A 22,283-nucleotide genomic window follows, 5' to 3' on the forward strand; every position below is an offset into this window, starting at 1 on the left:
TTATGTTTACCGGAATCATTGAAGCCCTGGGCGAGGTGGTTGCCCTGGAGCCACGCAATGGCGATCTGCGCCTGCGGGTGCGCACCGGCAGCCTGGATCTGGCGGATGTTCAACTGGGCGATTCCATCGCTACCAACGGCGTCTGCCTGACCGCGGTCGAACTGCCTGGTGACGGTTTCTGGGCCGACGTCTCGCGCGAGACCCTGGACAACACCACACTCACCGGCTGGGCCGTGGGTCAGCCGGTGAACCTGGAGAAAGCGCTCACCCCCCAGACCCGTCTGGGCGGCCATATCGTCAGCGGCCACGTGGACGGCATCGGCGAGGTGGTGGGGCGCCACCGGGATGCGCGCTCGGAGCGTTTTCGCTTGCGGGCACCCGCCGAGCTGGCCCGCTATATTGCCCATAAGGGCTCCATTACTGTCGATGGCACCAGCCTCACGGTCAACAAGGTCGAGGGCGCCGAGTTTGAACTCAATATTGTGCCCCACACGCTGCAGTGGACCATTATGGAAAGCTACCGCCCCGGCACCCGGGTCAACCTGGAGGTGGATCTGATCGCGCGCTACCTGGAACGGCTGCTGCTGGGCGACAAGGCCGCCGACCCGGATGCCGGCGGTATCACCCTGGAATTTTTGACACAGCACGGCTATAACCGGGCCTGAGGCCCGCATTAGAGCCTGGAGACGCAAACCCATGCAATTGAACACCGTCGAAGAGCTGATTGACGATCTGCGCCAAGGCAAGATGATCATCCTGATGGATGATGAGGACCGGGAAAACGAAGGCGACCTGGTGATGGTGGCCGAGCAGGTGCGCCCGGAAGATATCAATTTTATGGCCACCCATGCCCGGGGCCTGATCTGCCTGACGCTGGCGCCGGAGCGCTGCAAACAGCTGGATTTGCCACTCATGGTAAGTGACAACCGCACCCAGCATATCACCAACTTTACCGTGTCGATCGAGGCCGCCGAAGGCGTCACCACCGGTATTTCGGCTGCCGACCGGGCGCGCACCGTGCGCGCCGCCGTGGCGCCCGAAGCCAAGCCGGCGGACCTGGTCCAGCCCGGTCATATCTTCCCGCTCATGTCCCAGCCCGGCGGTGTGATGAGCCGCGCCGGGCACACCGAGGCCGGCTGCGATCTGGCGCGCCTGGCCGGGTACGAGCCCGCGGCAGTCATCGTCGAGGTGATGAACCCGGACGGCTCCATGGCCCGGCGCCCGGACCTGGAAAAATTCGCCGAGCAGCACGATCTGAAAATCGGTACCATTGCAGACCTGATTCACTACCGGGCGATCAAGGAAAAGACCGTCGAGTGTATCAACACCCGCCGGGTCGAGACCCTGTTCGGCGAGTTTGAGCTGCACACCTACCGGGATCTGGCTCGGGGCGACCTGCACTTTGCCATGACCAAGGGCGATATCCGCCCCGAGGACCCGACGTTGGTGCGGGTGCATGTGATGGACATCGCCCGCGACGTCCTGGCGGTCAAGCGCCCTTCGGATGCCGGCAACAGGCCCTGGACCTATCATGAGGCCCTGCAGCGGGTCAGCGATGAGGGCCGGGGCGTGGTTCTGCTGATCTGTCACGATGAGCAGACTGAAGAGGTCGAGGACAGCATCGACTGGCTGCTCTCGGGCAAACAGCGCGGCCGCAGCAGCGAAGTGCTGTACAAGCAGGTGGGCACTGGCTCGCAGATCCTGCGCGACCTGGGGGTCGGCAAAATGCGGGTCATGTCCCTGCCCATGCGCTTTTCCGCCCTGTCGGGCTTTGATCTGGAAGTGGTCGAATACGTCAGCCCGGAGTAACCCGGCCAGAACATTAACGCTAGCACTAGAGACACAACTATGAGCACTATCAAGGTTATCGAAGGCGACTTTTCCGCCAGTAAAGGCAAGTACGCCCTGATCGTCAGCCGGTGGAACAGTTTTGTGGTGGAGAGCCTGAAAGAGGGCGCCCTGGACACCCTGCGCCGCCACGGGATCAAAGACAGCGACGTCACCATCTATTACGCCCCGGGCGCGTTTGAATTTCCGCTGGTGGCCCAAAAAGTCGCCGCCAAAGGCCAGTACGATGCGATTATCGCGCTGGGCGCCGTGATTCGCGGTGGCACCCCGCACTTTGACTATGTGGCGGGCGAGTGCACCAAGGGCCTGGCCCAGGTGTCCCTCAATGCTGGCGTACCCATCACTTTTGGGGTGCTCACCGTCGACAGTATCGAGCAGGCCATTGAGCGCTCTGGCACCAAAGCCGGTAACAAAGGCGTTGAAGCGGCAGCGACAGCGCTGGAAATGGTTTCCTTGCTGGGTAAAGTGTAATGACGCAAGTAGAACGCAGTGTCACCCCCGCCGCCCGGCGCATGGCTCGCCACTACGCCATGCAGGGGCTGTATCAATGGCGCATGGCAGAGTCCAGTATCAACGCCATCGAGGCGGAGTTTCGCACCGATAACGACATGGGCAAGGTCGACGTCACCTATTTCCAGGAACTCTTGCACGGCGTGCCCCAGCACCTGACCGAGGTTGAGGACCTGTTTACCCCGTTCCTGCAGGAGCGCACTGGCGACGAGCTGGACCCGATCACCCAGGCGCTGTTGCGTATGGCGGCCTACGAGCTCAAGTTTCGCATTGATGTACCGTACAAAGTGGTGATCAACGAAGCCGTGTCACTGGCGAAAAAATTCGGCGCGGCCGACAGTCACAAGTTCATCAACGGCGTGCTCGACAAAGCCGCGGAAGTGGCCCGTCCGGCGGAAAAGCGCATCACCCGCTAACGGCTGCCCATGCACGAATTTGAACTGATTCGCCGCTTTTTCCAGCGTCCCGAGGCCCCCGAAGGTCCCGGTGTTGTGCTGGGGATCGGCGATGATTGCGCGCTTTTGCAGCCCGCTCAGGGTCAGCAGTTGGCGCTCTCGGTGGATACCCTGGTGGCGGATGTACACTTTCCCGCCGATGCCGATCCGGCCGAGATTGCCCAGCGCGCCCTGCGGGTCAACCTGAGCGATCTGGCCGCCATGGGGGCCAGCCCGCGCTGGTTTACCCTGGCGCTGACCCTGCCTGAGGCCGACGAGCACTGGCTGCGTGCCTTTGGGGCCGGGTTGTTTGTCGCCGCCGACGCCTATGGCTGTACCCTGGTTGGCGGCGACACCACCGCCGGACCTTTGAGTATCACCGTACAGGTGATGGGGGAGGTGGCACCGGCCCGCGCACTGCGCCGGGACGGTGCCGGTATCGGCGATTATGTGCTGGTCACCCACTGCCTGGGCGATGGCGCCGGGGGCTTGGCCGCCGTGCGGGGCGAACTCGATTTGCCCGAGGCCGAGCTGGCGTATCTGCGGGCGCGCTACTACCGCCCCGAGCCGCGCCTGGCGGAGGCCCAGCGGTTATTGGGCCTGGCCAGTGCGGCACTGGATATTTCTGACGGCCTGGTGGCGGATTTGGGGCATATCTGTGCCGCCAGTGATGTCGCCGCCCAGATCGACGTCGAGACGCTGCCCTTGTCGCCGGCGCTGCTGGCACTGGATGACCGCGCGCGGGTCAGAGACTGGGCCCTCACCGGCGGTGATGACTACGAACTCTGTTTTACCGTGCCCGAGGCGCGGATGCCCGAGGTGGGTCTGATGATCGCCCGGGGCGAACTCAATGCCACGGTGGTGGGGCAATTGGTGACCGGTACCGGGGTGCACTGCCTGCTCGACGGCGAGCCCTACACACTCGAAGACACAGGTTATAAGCACTTCTGATGACAAAAACAGCGATTAACCCCACGTTCAGCGAAATGCTGCGCAACCCCGACCACTTCTTCGCCTTCGGCTTTGGCAGCGGCCTGGCGCCCAAGGCGCCGGGCACCTTTGGGACCCTGGCGGCGATTCCGATTTTCTGGCTGATTCAGGACCTGACCCCGGCCCTCTACCTGATCTGGCTCGGGGTGACCTTTGCCCTCGGGGTCTACTGGTGCGACCGCAGCTCCAAGGCGCTGGGTGTCCACGACCACGGCGGCATTGTCTGGGATGAAATGGTGGGCTACTGGCTGACCATGTTTCTGGCGCCAGCCGGGTTGCTGTGGATGCTGATCGGTTTTGTCCTGTTCCGGTTTTTCGATATCGTCAAACCCTGGCCCATCGGCTGGCTCGATAAACGGGTCGGCGGTGGCTTCGGCATCATGATTGACGATGTCCTGGCCGGGATTTATGCCCTGATTGTGCTGCAATTGCTGGCGCTGTGGTTCTAACAGAGAGTGAGTGACGCGTGAGCATACGCTTTATCGAATCCTGCAAACTGCCGACCCCCTGGGGCATGTTTACCATGCACGGCTTTGCCGACGACGGCCTGGACAAAGAGCATGTGGTGCTGACCATGGGCGATTTGCACAGCGACGAGCCGCTGCTGGCGCGGGTGCACTCGGAGTGCCTGACCGGAGACGCCCTGTTCAGCTTGCGCTGCGACTGCGGACCGCAACTGCAGGCGGCCATGCACAAGGTAGCCCTGGCCGGGCGCGGGGCGATTTTTTACCTGCGCCAGGAAGGACGCGGCATCGGTTTGCTCAATAAAATCCGCGCTTATCACCTGCAGGACTGTGGCGCCGACACCGTCGAGGCCAACGAGCGTCTGGGTTTTGGCGCCGATATGCGCGATTACAGTATTCTCAAACCCATGCTTGAACATCTGGGGGTTTCGCGTCTGAACCTGCTCACCAATAATCCGCGTAAGGTCAAAGCTTTGCAGGCGATGGGCATCGAGGTGGTGGAGCGTATTCCCCACCGCACCGGGCGCAACCCGCACAATGCCCAGTACCTGGAAACCAAGCGCGGCAAGCTGGGACACCTGTTTGACGACTGGGAAGACGACCATCCCCACCACACCTGATTCACGAACACGGAACCTGACACCATGAGTTTACGCATTGCCATCAACGGTGCCTCCGGTCGCATGGGCAAAGCCCTGATCGAGGCGGTCAACGCCAATGACAACACCACCCTGAGCGCGGCCATTGAGCGGCCCGACTCCAGTCTGATCGGTGCCGATGCCGGCGAGCTGGCGGGTATCGGCAAGCTGGGGGTGACCTTGGTGGGCGATATCGAATCCGTCGCCGATCAGTTTGATGTGCTGATTGATTTCAGCGCTCCGGCCGCGACCCTGAGAAACCTGGCGGTGTGCGAACAACACCAGAAAGGCATTGTGATCGGCACCACCGGTTTTGATTCGCAGGAAAAAGCCGAACTTGACGCCTACCAGGATAAAATTCCCCTGTGCCTGGCGGCCAACTACAGCACCGGCGTCAATGTTTGCCTGAAGTTGTTGGAAATGGCGGCAAAAGCCCTGGGTGATGACTACGACGTGGAAATTTATGAAGCCCATCATCGTCACAAGGTCGATGCCCCCTCGGGCACGGCGCTGCGCATGGGCGAAGTGGTGGCCGAGGCTCTGGGCCGGGATTTGGGTAAGGATGCCGTTTACGGCCGCGAGGGTCAGACCGGTGCCCGGGATCAGAACACCATCGGCTTTGCCACTGTGCGTGGCGGCGATGTGGTGGGCGATCACACGGTGATGTTTATGGCCGATGGCGAACGGGTGGAAATCACCCACAAAGCGTCGAGCCGGCAATCCTTTGCCCGGGGCGCGGTGCGTGCAGCGCAATGGATCGCCGCGCAGCCGGCAGGCTTTTACGATATGCAGGACGTGCTCAAACTGCGCTGATGGCTAGGGCTGAGTCCAGTGAGGCTCGGCCCAGCTCAGCAGGTCGTTGGTGAGCGTATCGGCAGCCTTGCCAAAAGCGTTCACCACGGCCGGCAGGTCACTGCCAGCGCTGGCTTCGCGGATTTCAAAGCGGCGGCTGGCGAGCACTTCCTGGCGCCCCGTATCCACCAGTAACGCCTCCAGAATAATCACCGCCTCAGCCCGACCTTCCCGATACTCGGTGTGAAAACCGCGCAGCTCACTCACCAGCTCCAGCCCGGTATTGACCCGGCTGCTCTCGGACACCACGGCGTGCAGGCCGCCGCCCCGGCGCAGGCCGTCGATCAGGTGGTCGCGCAGTAACAGCGGGATGGCGTCGCTCCAGCGAACCCCCGAGTAGGCTTGAAACTGATGCGGGTCGGGCATCACCAGAATCCGGCTGCCGCTCAGAGTGCGATTGGCCTGGGGTGTTTCCACCCGCAGGCTCAGGTCGCGTTCCGGGGCGCGACTGTCGACGCTGCTGGCGGGCAGGGTATAGGTATCCTGGGGTTCATGGCTCGGAAAAGGCGAACACGCGGCGAGACTGGCGATCAGGGCCGCGCCCAGGGCCCAGCGGGCGAATGGGGGGATCATGGTGAATACTCCTTAAGCGAATCGCGTCCGAAGAGTACATCGGAAGGGCTTTCTTCCAGGCGTTGGCTGAGGCGCTGGAGCGACGCCAGGGTCTGACGCAACTCCTTGATGGCGGGGGTGATGTCGTTGATGCCGCGCACGCTTTGTTCAAAGCCACCACGGTTGTCTTCAATCAGGGACTCGAGCATGACTGCTGTACGGTTGATGCTGTCGAGCGCCTCCCGGCCCTGATCGTCAATCAGGCCACTCACCTGAACGGTCAGTTCGCCCACGGCCTCCATCAGCTCGCTGAATTGGTTCAGGCCTCGGGTCAGCTCCCCGCGCTCACTTGCCAGGGTATCGCTGGTGAGTTTGAGGTTGGCAAGAATCTCCGTGATGCTCTCGGCGTTTTCTTCGGACAGGATGCGGTTGACGTTCTCCAGGAGTTGCGCCAGGTTGTCGATGAGGCCTTCGCCGTTGGACATCAGGGAACTCAGGGGCGAGGCGTCGGCGTTAATCACGGGTGGGTTTTCGCGGTCGCCGGGTAGCGCCGGGCTGTCGGGCTCGCCGCCGCGTAACTGAATACTCATATTGCCGGTGATGTTGGTCAGTTCCATGCTGGCCCGGGTGTCTTCACGCACAGGCGTGTCGCTGAAGACTCGAATGTCGGCTAATACGCGCCGGTGATCGTCCCGGTCCAGCTCCAGGCTGAGGACATCGCCCACACGGATCCCGCTGTAGAGCACGGCGTTGCCCACGGCGAGGCCGGTGACTGCCTGATCGAAACTGATCCGGTAGTACGCGTATTCCCGATCGGCGCTGGATTGGCTGAGCCAGAGTGCAAAGAGCAGCGCAGCGCCAGCGGCGATCAAGGTGAACAGGCCGATAAGCACGTGGTGCGCACGCGGTTCCATAATCAGTGTCCTCTGGTTGTCTGGCGGCGGGCGGCGGTTTGAGCCGCGCGGCCTCGAGGGCCGTGAAAGTAGTCGTGAATCCAGGGGTCGTCGAATTCGGCGACGCGCTCCAGGGTGTCGGCGACCTGGACCCGCTGTTGTGCCAGGACGGCGATTCGGTCACAGCTAGTATACAGCGTATCCAGATCGTGGGTGACCAGGAACACGGTCAAATCCAGGGCGTCGCGCAGGGTCACGATCAGCCGGTCGAAATCGGCGGCACCGATCGGGTCGAGCCCGGCGGTGGGCTCATCGAGAAACAGCAGGTCGGGGTCGAGTGCCAAGGCCCGCGCGAGTGCACCGCGCTTGATCATGCCACCGGACAGCTCGGCCGGGTAATTCAGGGCTGCCTCGGGTGGTAGCCCAACCATGGCGAGCTTGACCCGCGCCAGGTGCTCAGCGTGCTCGCGCTTGAGTCCGGCCTGTTCGATCAGGGGCACGGCGACATTCTCTTGCAGCGTGAGCGAACTGAACAGCGCCCCGTGCTGGAACAGCACACCGAAGTTACAGGCGAGCATTGCCGGGTCAGGGTTGGGCGGCGGCTTGGCGGCGGAGCTCACCACCTCGATACGGCCTTCTGCGGGCACATTGAGGCCAATGAGGGTGCGCATCAACACCGATTTGCCGGTGCCCGAGCCGCCCACAACACCGAGGATTTCGCCCCGGTAAATATCCAGGTCGAGGTTCTCATGGACGCTGTGGCTGCCAAAGCGATTGCACAAGCCGCGTACGCTGATAAAAGCCGTTTGTGTATCACTCACCAGTCCATCTCCATAAAGAACAGTGCCGCAATCGCATTGAGCAGGATTACCATAAAGATGGATTGCACCACGCTTGAGGTCGTGTGTTCCCCGACCGATTCTGCGCTGCCGGTAACTTTGAAACCTTCGACACAGCCGATGACAGCAATGACAAACGCAAACACCGGCGCCTTACTGATACCCACAAAAAAGTGCTCCACGGAAATGTCGCGCTCGATGATACGCACAAATTGCAGGGGTGTAATATCCAGCGTCAGTGCGCACACCAGCATGCCGCCGAGAATCCCGCTGACCATCCCGACAAAGGTGAGAATGGGCAGAGTTATGATCATGGCGATGACACGGGGCAGCACCAGCAGCTCAATAGGGTTAAGACCCAGCGCGCGTATTGCGTCAATTTCTTCGTTGGCTTTCATCGAGCCCAGCTGGGCGGCAAAGGCGCTGGCAGTGCGCCCTGCGAGCAGGATCGCGGCCAGTAGTACCCCAAACTCACGCAGGAATGAATAGGCCACCAGGTCGACGGTATAGATGGTTGCCCCAAATTCCCGCAACACCGTGGCTCCGAGAAAAGCCACCACGGCCCCCACCAGAAACGTCAGAAGGGCGACGATAGGCATGGCGTCGAGGCCGGTTTGCTTGATCTGCACGGCCAGCGCCGTGATACGCCAACGTTGGGGGCGGAATATGACGCTGGCGAGGGTGGTGAGTGTCAGGCCGACAAATCCGGCCAGGGTGGCTTGCTGGCGCCAGATACTTTCAGCGCGTTTGCCAACATCTTCCAGAAACTCGACCGCCATGTTGGGCGTGCGTGGGCGTGCATCGAGGTCCTGACGCTGGGCTTCAGCCACGGTCTCGAGCAGCGCGCGGCGCGAAGCGGAAAGATCCGGTGCCGTTGTGCTCAGGTCGCGGCAGCGTTCGTTGCCGATTAAATCCACCAGTAATGATGCGCCCGCCGTGTCGAGTTCTCCAAGCTCACGCCAGTCAAGGGAACGATTGTCCGCCAGTTGGCCTTCGGCGATGACCAGCCTGCGTAGTGCCTCATAATGAGCCAACGTCCAATCGCCGCACAGGACAATTCTATCGGCTTCGGTTTTGATCTGGCCTTGGACGTGGGTCCCCGACGGGGTCATGGTTTTACCTTTTTTGTTCAAACGATCGTATATTACTGAATGTCCTAGCAGTATACACCATTGAATTTGCATTCATATTTTGGCGCTTGTTTCCTTTTATTCGCCCTAAACGGTTGCGTTGTTGTGCTGAACCGCATTTTTCTGACAAAAAAAGAATTTTTGTTGCAGGAGTTATGATCCTCGCTTTTTTTTAGCCCGTATTGGCGTATGAAGTCTTCACGCAAGACCTAACAATCACGGAGCTGAATGTCATGAATAGTCTATTAAAAACATTAGGAGTGTTTTCACTAACACTCGGGCTTGCCGCTTGCGGCAGCAGTAGCTCAACCCCTTTGGAAACGCCGAGTCCCGATCCGGATCCTACGCCCAGCGTCGGTAGCGTTGTTGACGTTGCGATGGAAGCTGACGGTTTTGACACCTTGGTTCTCGCCCTGGAAACCACCGGGCTGGATACCGTACTGGATGATCCCGACGGTAGCTTTACCGTTTTTGCACCCACCGATGAAGCTTTCGCGTATCTTGGCGACGAAGCGATTGCCGCCCTCCTGGACGATCCCGAAACACTGTCCGACATTCTTCTTTACCACGTCATTTCCGGTAACGAAATTGATGAGGACGGTGCGGTTGCCGCTGCCGGTAATACGGTAGAAATGGCAAACGGTCAATTCACCGGTCTGTCACTGTCCGATGAAGGTTTGTTGGTCAATGTCTCATTGGTGGTCACCACCAATATCATGGCCGACAACGGTATTATCCACGTCATCGACGCTGTGTTGATGCCGCCCGCCGAACGGGGTGAGCCGACGCAGAACATTGCCGAGATTGCATCAGGCAACGATGATCTTTCTACGTTGGTCACCGCACTCGAAACCGCAGGCCTGGTCGGCGCACTGGCAGACGAAGACGCTGACCTGACCGTGTTTGCGCCCACCAATGCCGCTTTCGATGCGGTGGGTGAAGAGCTGCTGGCTGCGATTCTGGCCGATGAAGATGCGCTCGAAGCGATCCTGCTGCAACACGTGGTTGCTGACGCTCAACTTTCGTCAGTCGACGCCTATGCCGCTAACGGTACCAGTGTTGTCACCATGAGTGGTGCCGAAGTGCCGGTGTCAATCAGCGGGCGTACCCTGCGTATCGGCGGTGCCGCTGTCACCATTGCCGATATCTATGCCACTAACGGTGTTGTTCATGTCATTGATGCCGTGATCGTGGGTGATGTTGATCTGCCCGAGACGGGCATGTCCTTGACGGACGTTGCCGCCGACAATGACAACTTCAGCACTTTGGTGACCGCCCTTGAGCTCACCGGTTTGGACATCGTGCTCGATGACCTGAGCGCAGAGTTCACGGTGTTTGCGCCGACCAATGCGGCGTTTGATGCGCTCGAAGACGGCGTACTTGAAGGCCTTCTGGAACAGCCCGAAGCCCTGGCCGAGATTCTGTTGTACCACGTATTCGGTGGCGATACCGTATTGGCGGATGCCGCAATCAGCATTGCCAGCTCAGGCGACAACATCATCACCATGGCCAATGCCAATGAAGACGAAGCGGCATTGTCGCTGAGCGGTGAGTACCTGTACGTGAACCTCTCGCGGGTTATTACCCCGAACGTGACGGCTGATAACGGCGTGATTCACGCGGTCGACAAAGTCATGATGCCCCCGGCCATGCGCGGCGAACCGACGCAGACCATTGCACAAATCGCGCAAGACAGCGACGATTTCACCACCCTGGTCGAGGCACTGGATGCGGCCAACCTGGTGGGCGCTCTGAACGATGAGAGCGCGTCCTTTACGGTGTTTGCACCCACTGACGCGGCGTTCGCAGCCATTGATTCAGAGGTGTTGGAGGCCATTCTGGCTGATCCGGCTGTTCTCGAAGCCCTGCTGGGTCAACATGTAATCGAGGAAGCTCAAGTGAATTCGATTGCAGCCTATGCGGCCAACGGTACCAACGTAACAACCATGAGTGGTGCCGAGATTCCGGTCAGCATCAGTGGTGGTAACCTGCACATTGGTGGTGCGACCGTAACCATGGTCGACCTCTATGCAACCAATGGCATTATCCACGTGATTGACGCTGTTATCGTGGGCGATCTTGAGCTACCCGAGCCGGCAGAGCCCCAGGTTTCCCTGGCCGATCTGGTTGCCGGTGATGAGCGCTTCACCACGCTGCTGGCTGCACTTGACGCCACCGGACTGGACGAAACCTTAGCTAACCTGGAAGCAGAGTTCACCGTGTTTGCGCCCACCAATGACGCCTTCGACGCGCTTGAAGACGGCGTTCTGGATGGCCTTCTGGCCGATCCCGAAGCGCTCGAAGCGGTGCTTCTGTACCACGTATTTGGTGACAATACCGTACTGTCTGAGGCAGCCGTCGCTATTGCGGACTCAGAGGAAAACGTGATCGAGATGGCGAGTGGTGGTAACGCCGCACTGTCGCTGAGTGGTGAAGCGCTCTACATCAACCTGTCCCAGGTTATTGATGCGGACCTGACGGCTGATAATGGCGTCGCCCATGCGATCGACAAAGTGATGATGCCTCAGGAGATGCCCGAAGAAGCACCTACCATGAACATCGTTGAAACGGCGATTGATGCCGGTATCTTTGAAACGCTGGTAAGCGCATTGGTCGACACCAACCTGGATGGCGCTTTGGCTGATGAAGACGAAACCTACACGGTGTTTGCGCCGACTGATGATGCTTTTGCTGCGCTGCCGGATGGCACGTTGGAAAGTTTGAGCGAAGAACAGCTGACCCAGATCCTGCTCAATCATGTTATTAGCGGTGCAGCGGTCGACTCAGTAACGGCCTTCAGCCTGAATGGCGGCGCTGCCACCACTATGGCCACTGACGGTTCAGTCTCCATCGCGATTGTTGATGGCGAACTTCAGATCGGTGGTGCAACAGTTAGCATGTTTGATATCTACACCACTAACGGTATCATTCATGTCATTGACTCTGTCATCTTGGACTAAGCGCCTAGGCAGTAGTGACAGAAATGGCGACCCTTAGGGGAAGCAAGGCCCGGCAAATGCCGGGCCTTTTTTTTGGCTGATATTACAAGGAGATTTGCCTCAGGTGTCGGATTACGCCTGCGGCTAATCCGACCTACTGGAAGCAGGGTGCCATTGTTTGGGGGGGTGGGCTTTTGTCGGATTACGCTGCGCTAATCCGACCTACTGGCAGCAGGGTGCCATTGTTTGGGGTGGTTGGGCTTTTGTCGGATTACGCCTGCGGCTAATCCGACCTACTGGAAGCAGGGTGCCATTGTTTGGGGTGGTTGGGCTTTTGTCGGATTACGCCTGCGGCTAATCCGACCTACTGGCAGCAGGGTGCCATTGTTTGGGGGGGTGGGCTTTTGTCGGATTACGCTGCGCTAATCCGACCTACTGGAAGCAGGGTGCCATTGTTTGGGGTGGTTGGGCTTTTGTCGGATTACGCCTGCGGCTAATCCGACCTACTGGAAGCAGGGTGCCATTGTTTGAGTAGGTCGGATTAGCGCAGCGTAATCCGACACCTGAGGCACCGAACTGATTTAAAACGGTGATCTCAAAACCTGAAACGCCATCCTGACATTGGTGCCTCATTCGGCAATAACGATGCGATCGCGCCCCTGGGCTTTGGCTGCATATAACGCCTCATCGGCGCGATTGAACCAGGTCTTTTCACTCTCTCCCGGGCGCAGGATGGCCGCGCCGAACGACGCGGTTATTTTACCGGCGGGTCCTTCGAGCGAGTTGCGTACTACACCCAATAGGTGCTCCAGTGCCGCTCGCAACCGTTCTTCATTCACGTCCGGCAACATCAGCACAAACTCCTCGCCGCCGAAGCGGAACAGTTGATCTGTGCGCCGGATATTGCTTTTCAGTAAACCGACAAAGTCTCGCAGGACCATATCCCCGGTGCTGTGACCGTGTAAGTCATTTACGCGCTTGAAGTGATCAAGGTCAATCAGCACCAGGCCGGTGCTCATGTCTGAATGTTCCTCGCCCATAATGGCGGTCACGGCTTCGTCCAGAGAGCGGCGGTTTCTTACCCCGGTCAGCGGGTCCATCGAAGCCAGTGTTTCCAGCTGTGCCCGCTGGCTTTCATTGCGTCGGGCAAACACGTAGGCGCAGGCACTGACCACCAAAGCCGTGGTGGAAAAGGTCAGCATCTGTTGTGTGTCGGTATAGGCATCGCCAAAGAGTGCCAGCGTTGTCAGCGATCCGAGGGTCAGTAGCACCGCAACGGCGGCAGAGGTCAGGAAAAAGCAGGTAATGAATGCCGGAAACAGCCAGAACAGGGTGGCGTCCCCTACCACGAGGGCCACGGTTGTTCCCCCCACACAGTTGGTGATGCCAATGACAAGCCCGGGGCCGCGCGTGTTTCCGGTGCGCCACGCGTAAACCACTGAGCCGACGATTAGCGTGACGATGATGCTGTCTGCAAACCCCACCAGCCAGTCGCCTCGAACAAAGCGCCAAAGCGCGAAGGGGGTAATACCGAGCGTAGCGCAGGTGGCCATCAAGGTCATGATGGATAGGCGAAAGTCATTTTTGAGGCGTTCGTACATCAATACACCCTGAGTCCGGCCCAAATAGCGCTGATTTGTTTTGCAATTATGTGCGCTACTTGAGCATAGCCGCGCTGTCAGTCCCGAATCAAGTGCATAAATCCCATTTTGGGTGCAAAAGGACGAATGGGCAGGTCGAACGGTTTTGGGCGGTGATCGATGAGACCTCGACTATACTGTCGGTTGTTACTGACGTTTGATGTGATCGGAGGGGGCTGTGGGCGGAGATTATCAATTGGCTTTTGCGGGCGTTTACGTGGTCTTGGTGACGCTGCTGATTCAGATGCTGGTAGCCAGCACGACCAAGGCGGCGCGCCCAGGGGCCGTGCCGGGTAAGCTGGACCCGGGCCTGTCCCACGACTCTTTCGTGTTTCGGGCACACCGGACCTTTATGAACTCGCTCGAGAATCTGCCCCTGTTTATCGGCACTGTGGTGTTGGCGGTGTGGGTGGGTACCGATCCTTGGTGGACCGGCTTTCTGGTGTGGCTTTACGCTCTGGGTCGGATCGGTCATATGGTGCTGTATTACACGCTGGCAACTGAGCGGAACCCCAGTCCGCGCAGCTATTTTTTCGGCCTGGCCCTGCTGGCCAATATCGCGCTGCTGGGGGTGATTTGGGTGCTGTAATGTACCCGGTGAGCTTTGGTGAGTTAGAGGGGGATTGATCATGAAACGTGTGCTGTTCGCGGTAATTGCTATGCTGCCGCTTGTGAGCGGCTGTGGGCAAGGGGCAGTTTCCGAGTCGGACCCTGAGCCCGGTGCCTATGTGTTTGAGAATGTGAATGTTGTGCCCATGGATGAAGAGCGGGTGCTTGAGAACCGCTCGGTGGTGGTGCGCGACGGGCGTATTGAGGCTTTGCTGGCGCCGGGGGAACCGCTTCCGGCAAACGCCGTGCGCATTCCGGCTGAGGGGCGCTACCTGATGCCGGGCATGGCTGAGATGCACGGCCACGTCCCCGGCGACGATAACCCTCGGTATGCGCAAGATGTGCTGTTTCTGTACATTTCCAATGGCGTGACCCTGGTTCGGGGTATGGCGGGCCACCCTTACCATATTGATGTGCGTGAGCGTTTGGCCGCGGGTGAGCTGGAGGGGCCGACCCTCTACACCGCCAGCCCCTGGACCGGGCAGCACAATGCCGGATCCGAGTCACAAGCGCGTGCAGCGGTGCGTCAGTTTCACGAACAGGGCTTCGATTTGATGAAAATTGGCGGCCCGTCACCCATCAATTACCGTCATTTGGCGGATGAGGCCAATCAGGTGGGGTTGCCCTTCGGTGGCCACATTCCCACTGGGGTCTCCCTGGAGCACGCTCTGGCGGTAGGCCAGGTATCGGTTGACCACTTGGACCGGTACGTCGAGTTTCTGGTAGCTGAAGATGCGGATCTGAGCGGTCGCGCTGGGGGCTTTTTTGGCAGCGGCCTGATTGATCTGGTTGACCGGGAGCGAATCCCGGCGGTGGTCGATCTGACTGTGGAATCCGGGGTCTGGAATGTTCCCACGCTCAGCCTGGTCGAGCACCTGGCCTCGGATGAAGCGCCAGAGGCCATGGCCGAGTGGCCGGAGATGCGCTATTTGCCGCCCAGGGTGATTGAAGGTTGGGTGCGGGCCAAGCACGACTACCAGGCGCGCGAGGACTTTCAGCCCGAGGCTGCGCAGGCGTTGGTTGAGCTGCGTAGAGAGTTACTTAAAGCCCTGCATGACGGCGGTGCCCGCATTGCTTTTGGCTCTGACGCGCCCCAGTTTTTTAATGTCCCCGGCTTCTCCATGCACCACGAAGCCGAGATGATGGTGGCGGCCGGGCTCTCCCCCTATGACGTGCTGGTGACCGGTACCCGGCGCGCGGCGGAATATTTTGCCCTGGATGATGCTGGACAGGTACAGCCCGGCTACCGGGCCGACCTGATATTGTTGGATCGCAATCCGCTTGAGGCTATTGAGCATCTGCGCGAGCCCGCTGGCGTCATGGTGCGGGGTCGTTGGTACCCGCAAGACGAGATAGCGCAGCGGTTGGCTGAAATAGCCGGCCGTCACGAGTGACCCGGTGGATAAAAACGATTTCCATTGGACAGCGGTAGGCGGCTGACGTAGAATTCGCGGTTAGATTGTACATGGCCAAAGCCGCGCCGACGGTCGCCGCAGGTGGTGAGGCAAACCACGGAATCAGAGCGAGATGAAGCTGGCGTTTCATCTCGCTTTTTTGCAACCCGTGCAAGCAGCCAGCGACCGGGCTTTTCACGACTCCGCAGCCCTAACATACGTCGATTTTCGCACCAATACGTCTGTGCGGCTGCCGCTTTGAGCCTGTGAAAAGGGTTTTTCGGCGCTTATATTGCCACCATCGCGTTAGGAGGTTGACTTGACTACTGGGGCTCCCACTCCCGCTTTGCTCGTCCTGGAGGACGGCAGCATATTCCGCGGCACCGCTATCGGTGCTGAGGGCCTTTCCGTTGGCGAGGTGGTGTTCAACACCTCCATGACCGGCTATCAGGAGATTCTCACCGATCCCTCCTACGCCCGTCAGATCGTCACCCTCACTTATCCCCATATCGGCAATACCGGCACCAACAGCGAAGACGAAGAGTGCGCCAGTGTCTGGGCGGCGGGTCTTGTGATTCGCGACCTGCCCCTGTTGGCGAGCAGTTTCCGCAACGAGCAGACCCTGTCCGACTACCTGCGTGAGCGCAAGGTCGTCGGTATCGCGGATATCGATACCCGTCGCCTGACCCGGATTTTGCGCGACAAGGGTGCCCAGAACGGCTGCATCATGGCGGGCGATATCGACGAGGCCAAGGCCCTCGAACAGGCCAAAGCCTTCGCCGGTCTCAAGGGCATGGATCTGGCCAAGGAAGTCAGTGTCAGCAAGGCCTACCCCTGGAGCGAGGGGACCTGGCAACTGGGCCAGGGTCACACCCAGCCCCAGGGCGACAAGCCCTACAAAGTGGTGGCCTACGACTACGGCATCAAGCGCAACATCCTGCGCATGCTCGCCGATCGCCACTGCGACCTGACCGTGGTGCCGGCCCAGACCCCCGCCAGCGACGTGCTGGCCATGAAACCGGACGGGGTGTTCCTGTCCAACGGCCCGGGCGACCCGGAGCCCTGCACCTACGCCATTGAGGCGATCCAGCAGCTCCTGGAAACCGACATTCCGGTGTTTGGCATCTGCCTCGGCCACCAACTGCTGGCCCTGGCCTCGGGCGCAAAAACCGGAAAAATGAAATTCGGCCACCACGGTGGCAACCACCCGGTGCAGGACCTCGACAGCAAGCGGGTGATGATCACCGCCCAGAACCACGGTTTTGCCGTCGACGAGACCTCGCTGCCCGCCAACCTGAAGGCGACCCACAAGTCGCTCTTTGACGGCTCGCTGCAGGGCATCCACCGCACCGACAAACCGGCGTTCAGCTTTCAGGGTCACCCGGAGGCCAGCCCCGGCCCCCACGATGCGGACACCCTGTTCGACCACTTTATTGAACTGATGCAGGCTCGCAAGCAGGCCTAAGCGATAGACAGATGGGGTTTGACGGCGGGTTGCCGGTTGGCCCTGCCAGACCGTCGCCCGCAGGGAAGCGGGCGTCGAGCCTACAAGGAAGTATTCACGGCGTGTCTGGCAGGGCCAACCGGCAACCCGGACCCCCGAAAAGCCCATAAACCGGAGCACACATGCCAAAACGTACCGACATTAACAGCATTCTGATCCTCGGCGCCGGTCCCATCGTGATCGGTCAGGCCTGCGAGTTTGACTACTCTGGCGCCCAGGCCTGCAAGGCCCTGCGCGAAGAGGGCTACCGGGTAATCCTGGTGAACTCCAATCCGGCCACCATCATGACCGACCCGGCCATGGCCGACGCCACCTACATCGAGCCCATCGAGTGGCGCACTGTTGAAAAAATCATCGAGCAGGAGCGCCCGGATGTGGTATTGCCCACCATGGGGGGGCAGACCGCACTCAACTGCGCTCTGGATCTGGCCAAGCACGGCGTGCTGGAAAAATACGGCGTTGAGCTGATCGGGGCCAATGAGGCCGCCATCAACATGGCGGAAGACCGGGACCTGTTCGACAAGGCCATGAAGCGCATCGGGCTCGAGTGTGCCAAAGCCAAGATCGTGCACACCATGGACGAAGCGTTGGAAGTGCCCAAGGAATTCGGTTTTCCCTGCATTATCCGCCCGTCTTTCACCATGGGTGGCTCCGGTGGCGGTATCGCCTACAACTGGGAAGAGTTTGAAGAGATCTGTGCCCGCGGTCTGGACCTGTCGCCCACCAATGAGCTGCTGATCGACGAATCTCTGCTGGGCTGGAAAGAATACGAAATGGAGGTGGTGCGCGACAAAAATGACAACTGCATCATCGTCTGCGCCATCGAAAACTTTGATCCCATGGGGGTTCACACCGGTGACTCGATCACCGTCGCCCCGGCCCAGACCCTGACCGACAAGGAATACCAGATCATGCGTAACGCCTCGATCGCGGTGTTGCGGGAGATCGGGGTAGAAACTGGCGGCTCCAACGTCCAGTTTGCGGTCAATCCGGAAGACGGTCGCCTGGTGGTGATTGAGATGAACCCCCGGGTATCGCGTTCCTCGGCCCTGGCGTCCAAGGCCACGGGTTTCCCGATCGCCAAGGTGGCGGCCAAGCTGGCTGTGGGTTATACCCTCGACGAATTGCAAAACGAAATTACCGGCGGTGCCACCCCGGCGTCGTTTGAGCCAAGCATTGACTACGTGGTCACCAAGATACCGCGCTTTACCTTTGAAAAATTTGGCGAGGCCGATGCCCGCCTGACCACCCAGATGAAATCTGTGGGCGAGGTAATGGCGATCGGTCGCACCTTCCAGGAATCCCTGCAGAAAGCCCTGCGCGGCCTGGAAGTAGGCTCCGCCGGGTTTGAATCCAAAGTGGACCTGGCCAGCGACGAGGCCCTGGCCCGGGTGCGGCTGGATTTGACCACCCCCGGTGCCGAACGTATCTGGTATGTCGGTGACGCCTTCCGCCTGGGCATGACCGTCGATGAGGTGTTTGAAGCCTCGGCCATCGATCCCTGGTTCCTGGTGCAGATCAAAGAGTTGATGGACATCGAAGCGTCTCTGCGTGGCCAGGACCTGAAAGCTCTGGATGCTGACGCTTTCTTCAAGCTCAAGCGCAAGGGCTTCTCGGACAAGCGCCTGGCGCTGCTGTTGGGCGTGAGCGAAGCCTCGGTGCGTCGCCAGCGCCACAAGCTGAACGTGCGCCCGGTGTACAAACGGGTGGATACCTGTGCGGCGGAATTCTCGACCTCCACTGCCTATATGTACTCAACCTATGAGGAAGAGTGTGAGGCCAACCCCAGTGACAAGGACAAGATTCTGGTCATCGGCGGCGGCCCCAACCGTATCGGTCAGGGCATCGAGTTTGACTACTGTTGCGTACATGCGGCACTGGCCATGCGCGAAGACGGTTACGAAACCATCATGGTCAACTGTAACCCGGAAACTGTGTCCACGGACTTTGATACCTCCGACCGGTTGTTCTTTGAGCCAATCACGCTCGAAGACGTGCTCGAGATTGTCTACAAGGAAAAACCCAAGGGTGTGATCCTGCAGTTTGGTGGCCAGACCCCGCTCAAGCTGGCGCGCGCCCTGGAGGCCGATGGCGTGCCCATTATCGGCACCAGCCCGGATGCCATCGACCGTGCTGAAGACCGCGAGCGCTTCCAGCAGATGATCGAAAAACTCGATTTGCTGCAACCGCCCAATGCCATTGTCCGCTCACTCGAAGAAGCGCTGCTGCTGGCTGAGCGTGTCGGCTATCCGTTGGTGGTGCGCCCGTCTTATGTACTGGGCGGCCGCGCGATGGAAATCGTCTACAAAGAAGAAGAGTTGCGCACCTACATGAACTCGGCAGTGGAAGTCTCCGAGGATGCACCGGTGCTGCTGGATCGTTTCCTGAGTGCCGCCATTGAAGTCGACATTGATGCCGTCTGTGACGGTGAGCAGGTGGTGATTGGCGGGATCATGCAGCACATCGAACAGTGCGGCGTGCACTCGGGCGACTCGGCCTGTTCGTTGCCGCCTTACTCACTTCCCGCGGATGTGCAGGACGAGATGCGTGAGCAGGTCAAGAAAATGGCCCTGGAGCTCGGGGTCATTGGCCTGATGAACACCCAGCTGGCCTATCAGGATGGCAAGATCTACGTGATCGAAGTCAATCCGCGCGCCTCGCGCACCGTGCCCTTTGTGTCCAAGTGCATCGGCGTGTCTCTGGCTAAAGTGGCAGCGCGCTGCCAGGCCGGTACCAGCCTGAAGGATCAGGGCTTTACCCAGGAAATCGTGCCCAGCTACTTCAGTGTCAAAGAGGCGGTGTTCCCGTTCAACAAATTCCCGGCGGTGGATCCGATTCTCGGCCCGGAAATGAAATCCACCGGTGAAGTGATGGGGGTGGGCGACACCTTCGGCGAGGCCTATGCCAAATCGCAGCTGGGCGCCAGCAGCCGTATCCCCACCGAGGGCACCGTGTTTATCAGTGTGCGTGAAGTGGACAAGCCGGGCGTGGTCAAGGTGGGTAAAGACCTGATCGAGCTGGGCTTCAAGCTGGTCGCCACCCGCGGCACCGCCGCGGTCCTCAAAAAAGCCGGTCTGGCGGTTGAGGTGGTCAACAAGGTGCAGGAAGGTCGTCCGCACATTGTCGACATGATTAAAAATCGTCAGATTGATCTGATCATCAATACCACGGAAGGCCGTCAGGCGATCAAGGATTCTTCCTCCATTCGCCGCAGTGCGGAAAATGGCCGGGTGTACTACACCACGACCATGGCCGGTGGCGAAGCCATTTGTATGGCGCTCAACGAAGGTCGCGAGACCCGTGTGCGCCGCCTGCAGGATCTGCATGAGAGGGCAAAGGTATGAGCAGCAAATTCCCGATGACAGTGGACGGCGCACAAAAGCTGCGCGAGGAGCTCGAGCAGCTGAAAAAGGTCGATCGCCCGCGTATCAGTCAGGCGATTGCCGACGCCCGTGAGCATGGCGACCTGAAGGAAAATGCCGAGTATCACGCGGCGCGCGAGCAGCAGAGTTTTTGTGAGGGTCGGATTCAGGAGATCGAAGGCAAGCTTGGCAATGCACAGATCATCGATGTAAAGAAAATCCCTCATTCAGGCAAGGTGATCTTCGGCACCACTGTGACCATCATCAATTGCGATACCGATGAGCAGGTCACTTACCAGATCGTCGGTGACGACGAGGCCAATGTGAAGGCGAACAAGATTTCCGTCAACTCACCCATCGCCCGCGCCCTGATTGGCAAGGAAGAGGGTGACGTCACCGTGGTACGCGCACCCGGCGGTGAGATCGAGTACGAAATTGACAAGGTGGAGCATATTTAGGGAAGCAGGGCGGTGCGCTGATGCGTGCCGCTTTGTCGGATTACGCCCTGCGGGCTAATCCGACCTACTGGGTGCAGCGTGCCATTTTTGTCGAATTACGGCTGCGCCTAATCCGACACTGAGGCACCCGACCCGCCGTTAGCGCAACAGATTCGACAGCTTCGGGTTCGGCTCTTTCGCAGGTTTGTACACCAATGCAATCTTGCCCACCTGCTGAATCACTTCCACCTTGGGTAAAGCCTTGATCTGCTCGATCACTGCGTTGCGGTCCTCGCGCTCCGTCACCGCCAGCTTGACCTTGATCAGCTCGTGGTCGTTCAGCGCCCGGTTGAGCTCTTTGAGTACACCCTCAGTCAAGCCATTGTCGGCCACGGTGACAACGGGTTTGAGGTTGTGCCCGATGGAGCGGAACTGTTTTTTGCGGTCGGCACTGAGGGGCATAGATTTACCTTGTTTTATCGAAAAAGTGGATGCGGTATTGTAACCCATCCCTCAAGTGACTTCGCGGATTTATCATGGCCAGATCGAAAAGCAGTAACCGGTGGCTGGAGGAGCACTTCAACGACCATTACGTCAAATTGTCCCAGCGCGATGGCTACCGCTCCCGGGCCAGCTACAAGCTCCTGGAAATCAATGACAAAGACCGACTGATCCGTCCGGGCCTGACGGTAGTAGATTTAGGCGCGGCCCCCGGCGGCTGGTCCCAGGTGGCGGCCCGGTTGGTCGGGGACAAGGGCCGGGTTCTGGCCTCGGATATCCTGCCCATGGATACCATAGCCGGGGTAGATTTCATCCAGGGCGACTTTACCGAAACCGAGGTCTTCGAGCAGCTGATGGCGGCGATGGACGGGCAGCGGGCCGACCTTGTAATCTCGGACATGGCCCCCAACATGAGTGGTGTGGATGCCGTGGATCAGCCCCAGGCCATGTATCTGGTGGAGCTGGCGCTCGATATGGCGCAGCAGGTACTGAAACCAAACGGCGCTTTTGTTGCCAAAGTCTTTCAGGGTGAGGGCTTCGACGATTATCTGAAGAGTGCCCGCAGCCTGTTCACCAAGGTCGCTATTCGCAAACCCCAGGCCTCGCGGCCCCGTTCACGCGAGGTTTACCTGGTCGCCAAGGGCTACAAAGCCCCCTAAATTCGCCCCCTCGACGGTACATTTGGGTGTATTCACAGTATACTGGCCAGTGATGCCCGACAGTCTGAGTAAAGCAGTGAGGACGTTT

The 22,283-nt window shown here is 59.6% G+C and carries 21 protein-coding genes; 15 read left to right on the forward strand and 6 right to left on the reverse strand.

The window, feature by feature from the left end:
• Positions 1-2: 2 nt before the first annotated feature.
• The 8 genes from DKW72_RS03560 to dapB are packed head-to-tail and all read left to right on the forward strand — an operon-like array spanning position 3 to position 5,697.
• A complete protein-coding gene (locus DKW72_RS03560) occupies positions 3-665 on the forward strand; it encodes a riboflavin synthase (protein WP_111640961.1) in 663 nt (220 codons plus the stop codon).
• Between the two features lie 31 nt (positions 666-696).
• A complete protein-coding gene (gene ribBA, locus DKW72_RS03565; RefSeq protein ID WP_111640962.1) occupies positions 697-1,809 on the forward strand; it encodes a bifunctional 3,4-dihydroxy-2-butanone-4-phosphate synthase/GTP cyclohydrolase II in 1,113 nt (370 codons plus the stop codon).
• Positions 1,810-1,848: 39 nt separating this feature from the next.
• Complete coding sequence (ribH, locus tag DKW72_RS03570; RefSeq protein WP_111640963.1) at positions 1,849-2,319, forward strand: 6,7-dimethyl-8-ribityllumazine synthase; 471 nt, start codon at positions 1,849-1,851, stop codon at positions 2,317-2,319.
• Complete coding sequence (gene nusB, locus DKW72_RS03575; RefSeq protein ID WP_111640964.1) at positions 2,319-2,774, forward strand: transcription antitermination factor NusB; 456 nt, start codon at positions 2,319-2,321, stop codon at positions 2,772-2,774. Before ribH ends, nusB begins: the two co-directional genes overlap by 1 nt.
• Before the next feature lie 3 nt (positions 2,775-2,777).
• A complete protein-coding gene (thiL, locus tag DKW72_RS03580; RefSeq protein WP_111640965.1) occupies positions 2,778-3,743 on the forward strand; it encodes a thiamine-phosphate kinase in 966 nt (321 codons plus the stop codon).
• Positions 3,743-4,231: a phosphatidylglycerophosphatase A family protein gene (locus tag DKW72_RS03585; protein WP_111640966.1), complete on the forward strand. Its 489-nt coding sequence runs from the start codon at positions 3,743-3,745 to the stop codon at positions 4,229-4,231. Before thiL ends, DKW72_RS03585 begins: the two co-directional genes overlap by 1 nt.
• A gap of 17 nt (positions 4,232-4,248) precedes the next feature.
• On the forward strand, positions 4,249-4,866 hold the full coding sequence (ribA, locus tag DKW72_RS03590; protein ID WP_111640967.1) for a GTP cyclohydrolase II: 618 nt from the start codon (positions 4,249-4,251) through the stop codon (positions 4,864-4,866).
• A gap of 24 nt (positions 4,867-4,890) precedes the next feature.
• Positions 4,891-5,697, forward strand: a complete 807-nt coding sequence (dapB, locus tag DKW72_RS03595) for a 4-hydroxy-tetrahydrodipicolinate reductase (RefSeq protein WP_111640968.1) — start codon at positions 4,891-4,893, stop codon at positions 5,695-5,697.
• Positions 5,698-5,700: 3 nt separating this feature from the next.
• Here the strand turns inward: dapB and DKW72_RS03600 are convergent, their stop codons facing one another.
• Genes DKW72_RS03600 through DKW72_RS03615 form a run of 4 tightly spaced genes read right to left on the reverse strand, consistent with a single transcriptional unit; the run spans position 5,701 to position 9,132 of the window.
• Entirely contained in the window at positions 5,701-6,309 is a 609-nt protein-coding gene (locus tag DKW72_RS03600; RefSeq protein WP_111640969.1) for an ABC-type transport auxiliary lipoprotein family protein, read from the reverse strand.
• Entirely contained in the window at positions 6,306-7,202 is an 897-nt protein-coding gene (locus DKW72_RS03605; protein WP_111640970.1) for an MlaD family protein, read from the reverse strand. Before DKW72_RS03605 ends, DKW72_RS03600 begins: the two co-directional genes overlap by 4 nt.
• 2 nt (positions 7,203-7,204) lie before the next feature.
• Positions 7,205-8,002 carry an ABC transporter ATP-binding protein gene (locus DKW72_RS03610; protein ID WP_269777874.1) on the reverse strand — a complete coding sequence of 266 codons (798 nt, stop codon included), beginning with the start codon at positions 8,000-8,002 and terminating at the stop codon, positions 7,205-7,207.
• Entirely contained in the window at positions 7,999-9,132 is a 1,134-nt protein-coding gene (locus tag DKW72_RS03615) for an MlaE family ABC transporter permease (RefSeq protein WP_111640972.1), read from the reverse strand. Before DKW72_RS03615 ends, DKW72_RS03610 begins: the two co-directional genes overlap by 4 nt.
• A 278-nt stretch (positions 9,133-9,410) precedes the next feature.
• Between DKW72_RS03615 and DKW72_RS03620 the strand changes: the two genes are divergently transcribed.
• The gene (locus DKW72_RS03620) at positions 9,411-12,110 is read left to right on the forward strand and encodes a fasciclin domain-containing protein (protein WP_232522305.1); all 2,700 of its coding nucleotides are present in this window, start codon (positions 9,411-9,413) and stop codon (positions 12,108-12,110) included.
• Between the two features lie 608 nt (positions 12,111-12,718).
• Here the strand turns inward: DKW72_RS03620 and DKW72_RS03625 are convergent.
• The gene (locus tag DKW72_RS03625) at positions 12,719-13,690 is read right to left on the reverse strand and encodes a GGDEF domain-containing protein (RefSeq protein WP_111640974.1); all 972 of its coding nucleotides are present in this window, start codon (positions 13,688-13,690) and stop codon (positions 12,719-12,721) included.
• A 217-nt stretch (positions 13,691-13,907) separates the two neighbouring features.
• On the opposite strand from DKW72_RS03625, the gene DKW72_RS03630 reads away from it, so the two are divergent.
• From DKW72_RS03630 to greA, 5 genes are all read left to right on the forward strand, one after another.
• Positions 13,908-14,318 (forward strand): MAPEG family protein, encoded by a 411-nt coding sequence (locus DKW72_RS03630; RefSeq protein ID WP_111640975.1) that lies wholly within the window; start codon positions 13,908-13,910, stop codon positions 14,316-14,318.
• A 40-nt stretch (positions 14,319-14,358) separates the two neighbouring features.
• Positions 14,359-15,732: an amidohydrolase family protein gene (locus DKW72_RS03635; protein ID WP_111640976.1), complete on the forward strand. Its 1,374-nt coding sequence runs from the start codon at positions 14,359-14,361 to the stop codon at positions 15,730-15,732.
• A 319-nt stretch (positions 15,733-16,051) separates the two neighbouring features.
• Positions 16,052-17,197, forward strand: coding sequence for a glutamine-hydrolyzing carbamoyl-phosphate synthase small subunit (gene carA / locus DKW72_RS03640; protein ID WP_111640977.1), 1,146 nt, complete (start codon positions 16,052-16,054; stop codon positions 17,195-17,197).
• A 161-nt stretch (positions 17,198-17,358) separates the two neighbouring features.
• Positions 17,359-20,580 carry a carbamoyl-phosphate synthase large subunit gene (gene carB / locus DKW72_RS03645; RefSeq protein ID WP_111640978.1) on the forward strand — a complete coding sequence of 1,074 codons (3,222 nt, stop codon included), beginning with the start codon at positions 17,359-17,361 and terminating at the stop codon, positions 20,578-20,580.
• Positions 20,577-21,056 (forward strand): transcription elongation factor GreA, encoded by a 480-nt coding sequence (gene greA, locus DKW72_RS03650; protein WP_111640979.1) that lies wholly within the window; start codon positions 20,577-20,579, stop codon positions 21,054-21,056. Before carB ends, greA begins: the two co-directional genes overlap by 4 nt.
• A 138-nt stretch (positions 21,057-21,194) precedes the next feature.
• On the opposite strand, the gene yhbY is transcribed toward greA, so the two are convergent.
• The gene (gene yhbY, locus DKW72_RS03655; RefSeq protein WP_111640980.1) at positions 21,195-21,497 is read right to left on the reverse strand and encodes a ribosome assembly RNA-binding protein YhbY; all 303 of its coding nucleotides are present in this window, start codon (positions 21,495-21,497) and stop codon (positions 21,195-21,197) included.
• 74 nt (positions 21,498-21,571) lie between these two features.
• Between yhbY and rlmE the strand changes: the two genes are divergently transcribed.
• Positions 21,572-22,195 carry a 23S rRNA (uridine(2552)-2'-O)-methyltransferase RlmE gene (gene rlmE, locus DKW72_RS03660; RefSeq protein ID WP_111640981.1) on the forward strand — a complete coding sequence of 208 codons (624 nt, stop codon included), beginning with the start codon at positions 21,572-21,574 and terminating at the stop codon, positions 22,193-22,195.
• Positions 22,196-22,283 lie beyond the last annotated feature (88 nt).

The sequence above is a fragment of the Marinimicrobium alkaliphilum genome, from assembly GCF_003259155.1.
GTDB lineage: Bacteria > Pseudomonadota > Gammaproteobacteria > Pseudomonadales > Cellvibrionaceae > Marinimicrobium_A > Marinimicrobium_A alkaliphilum.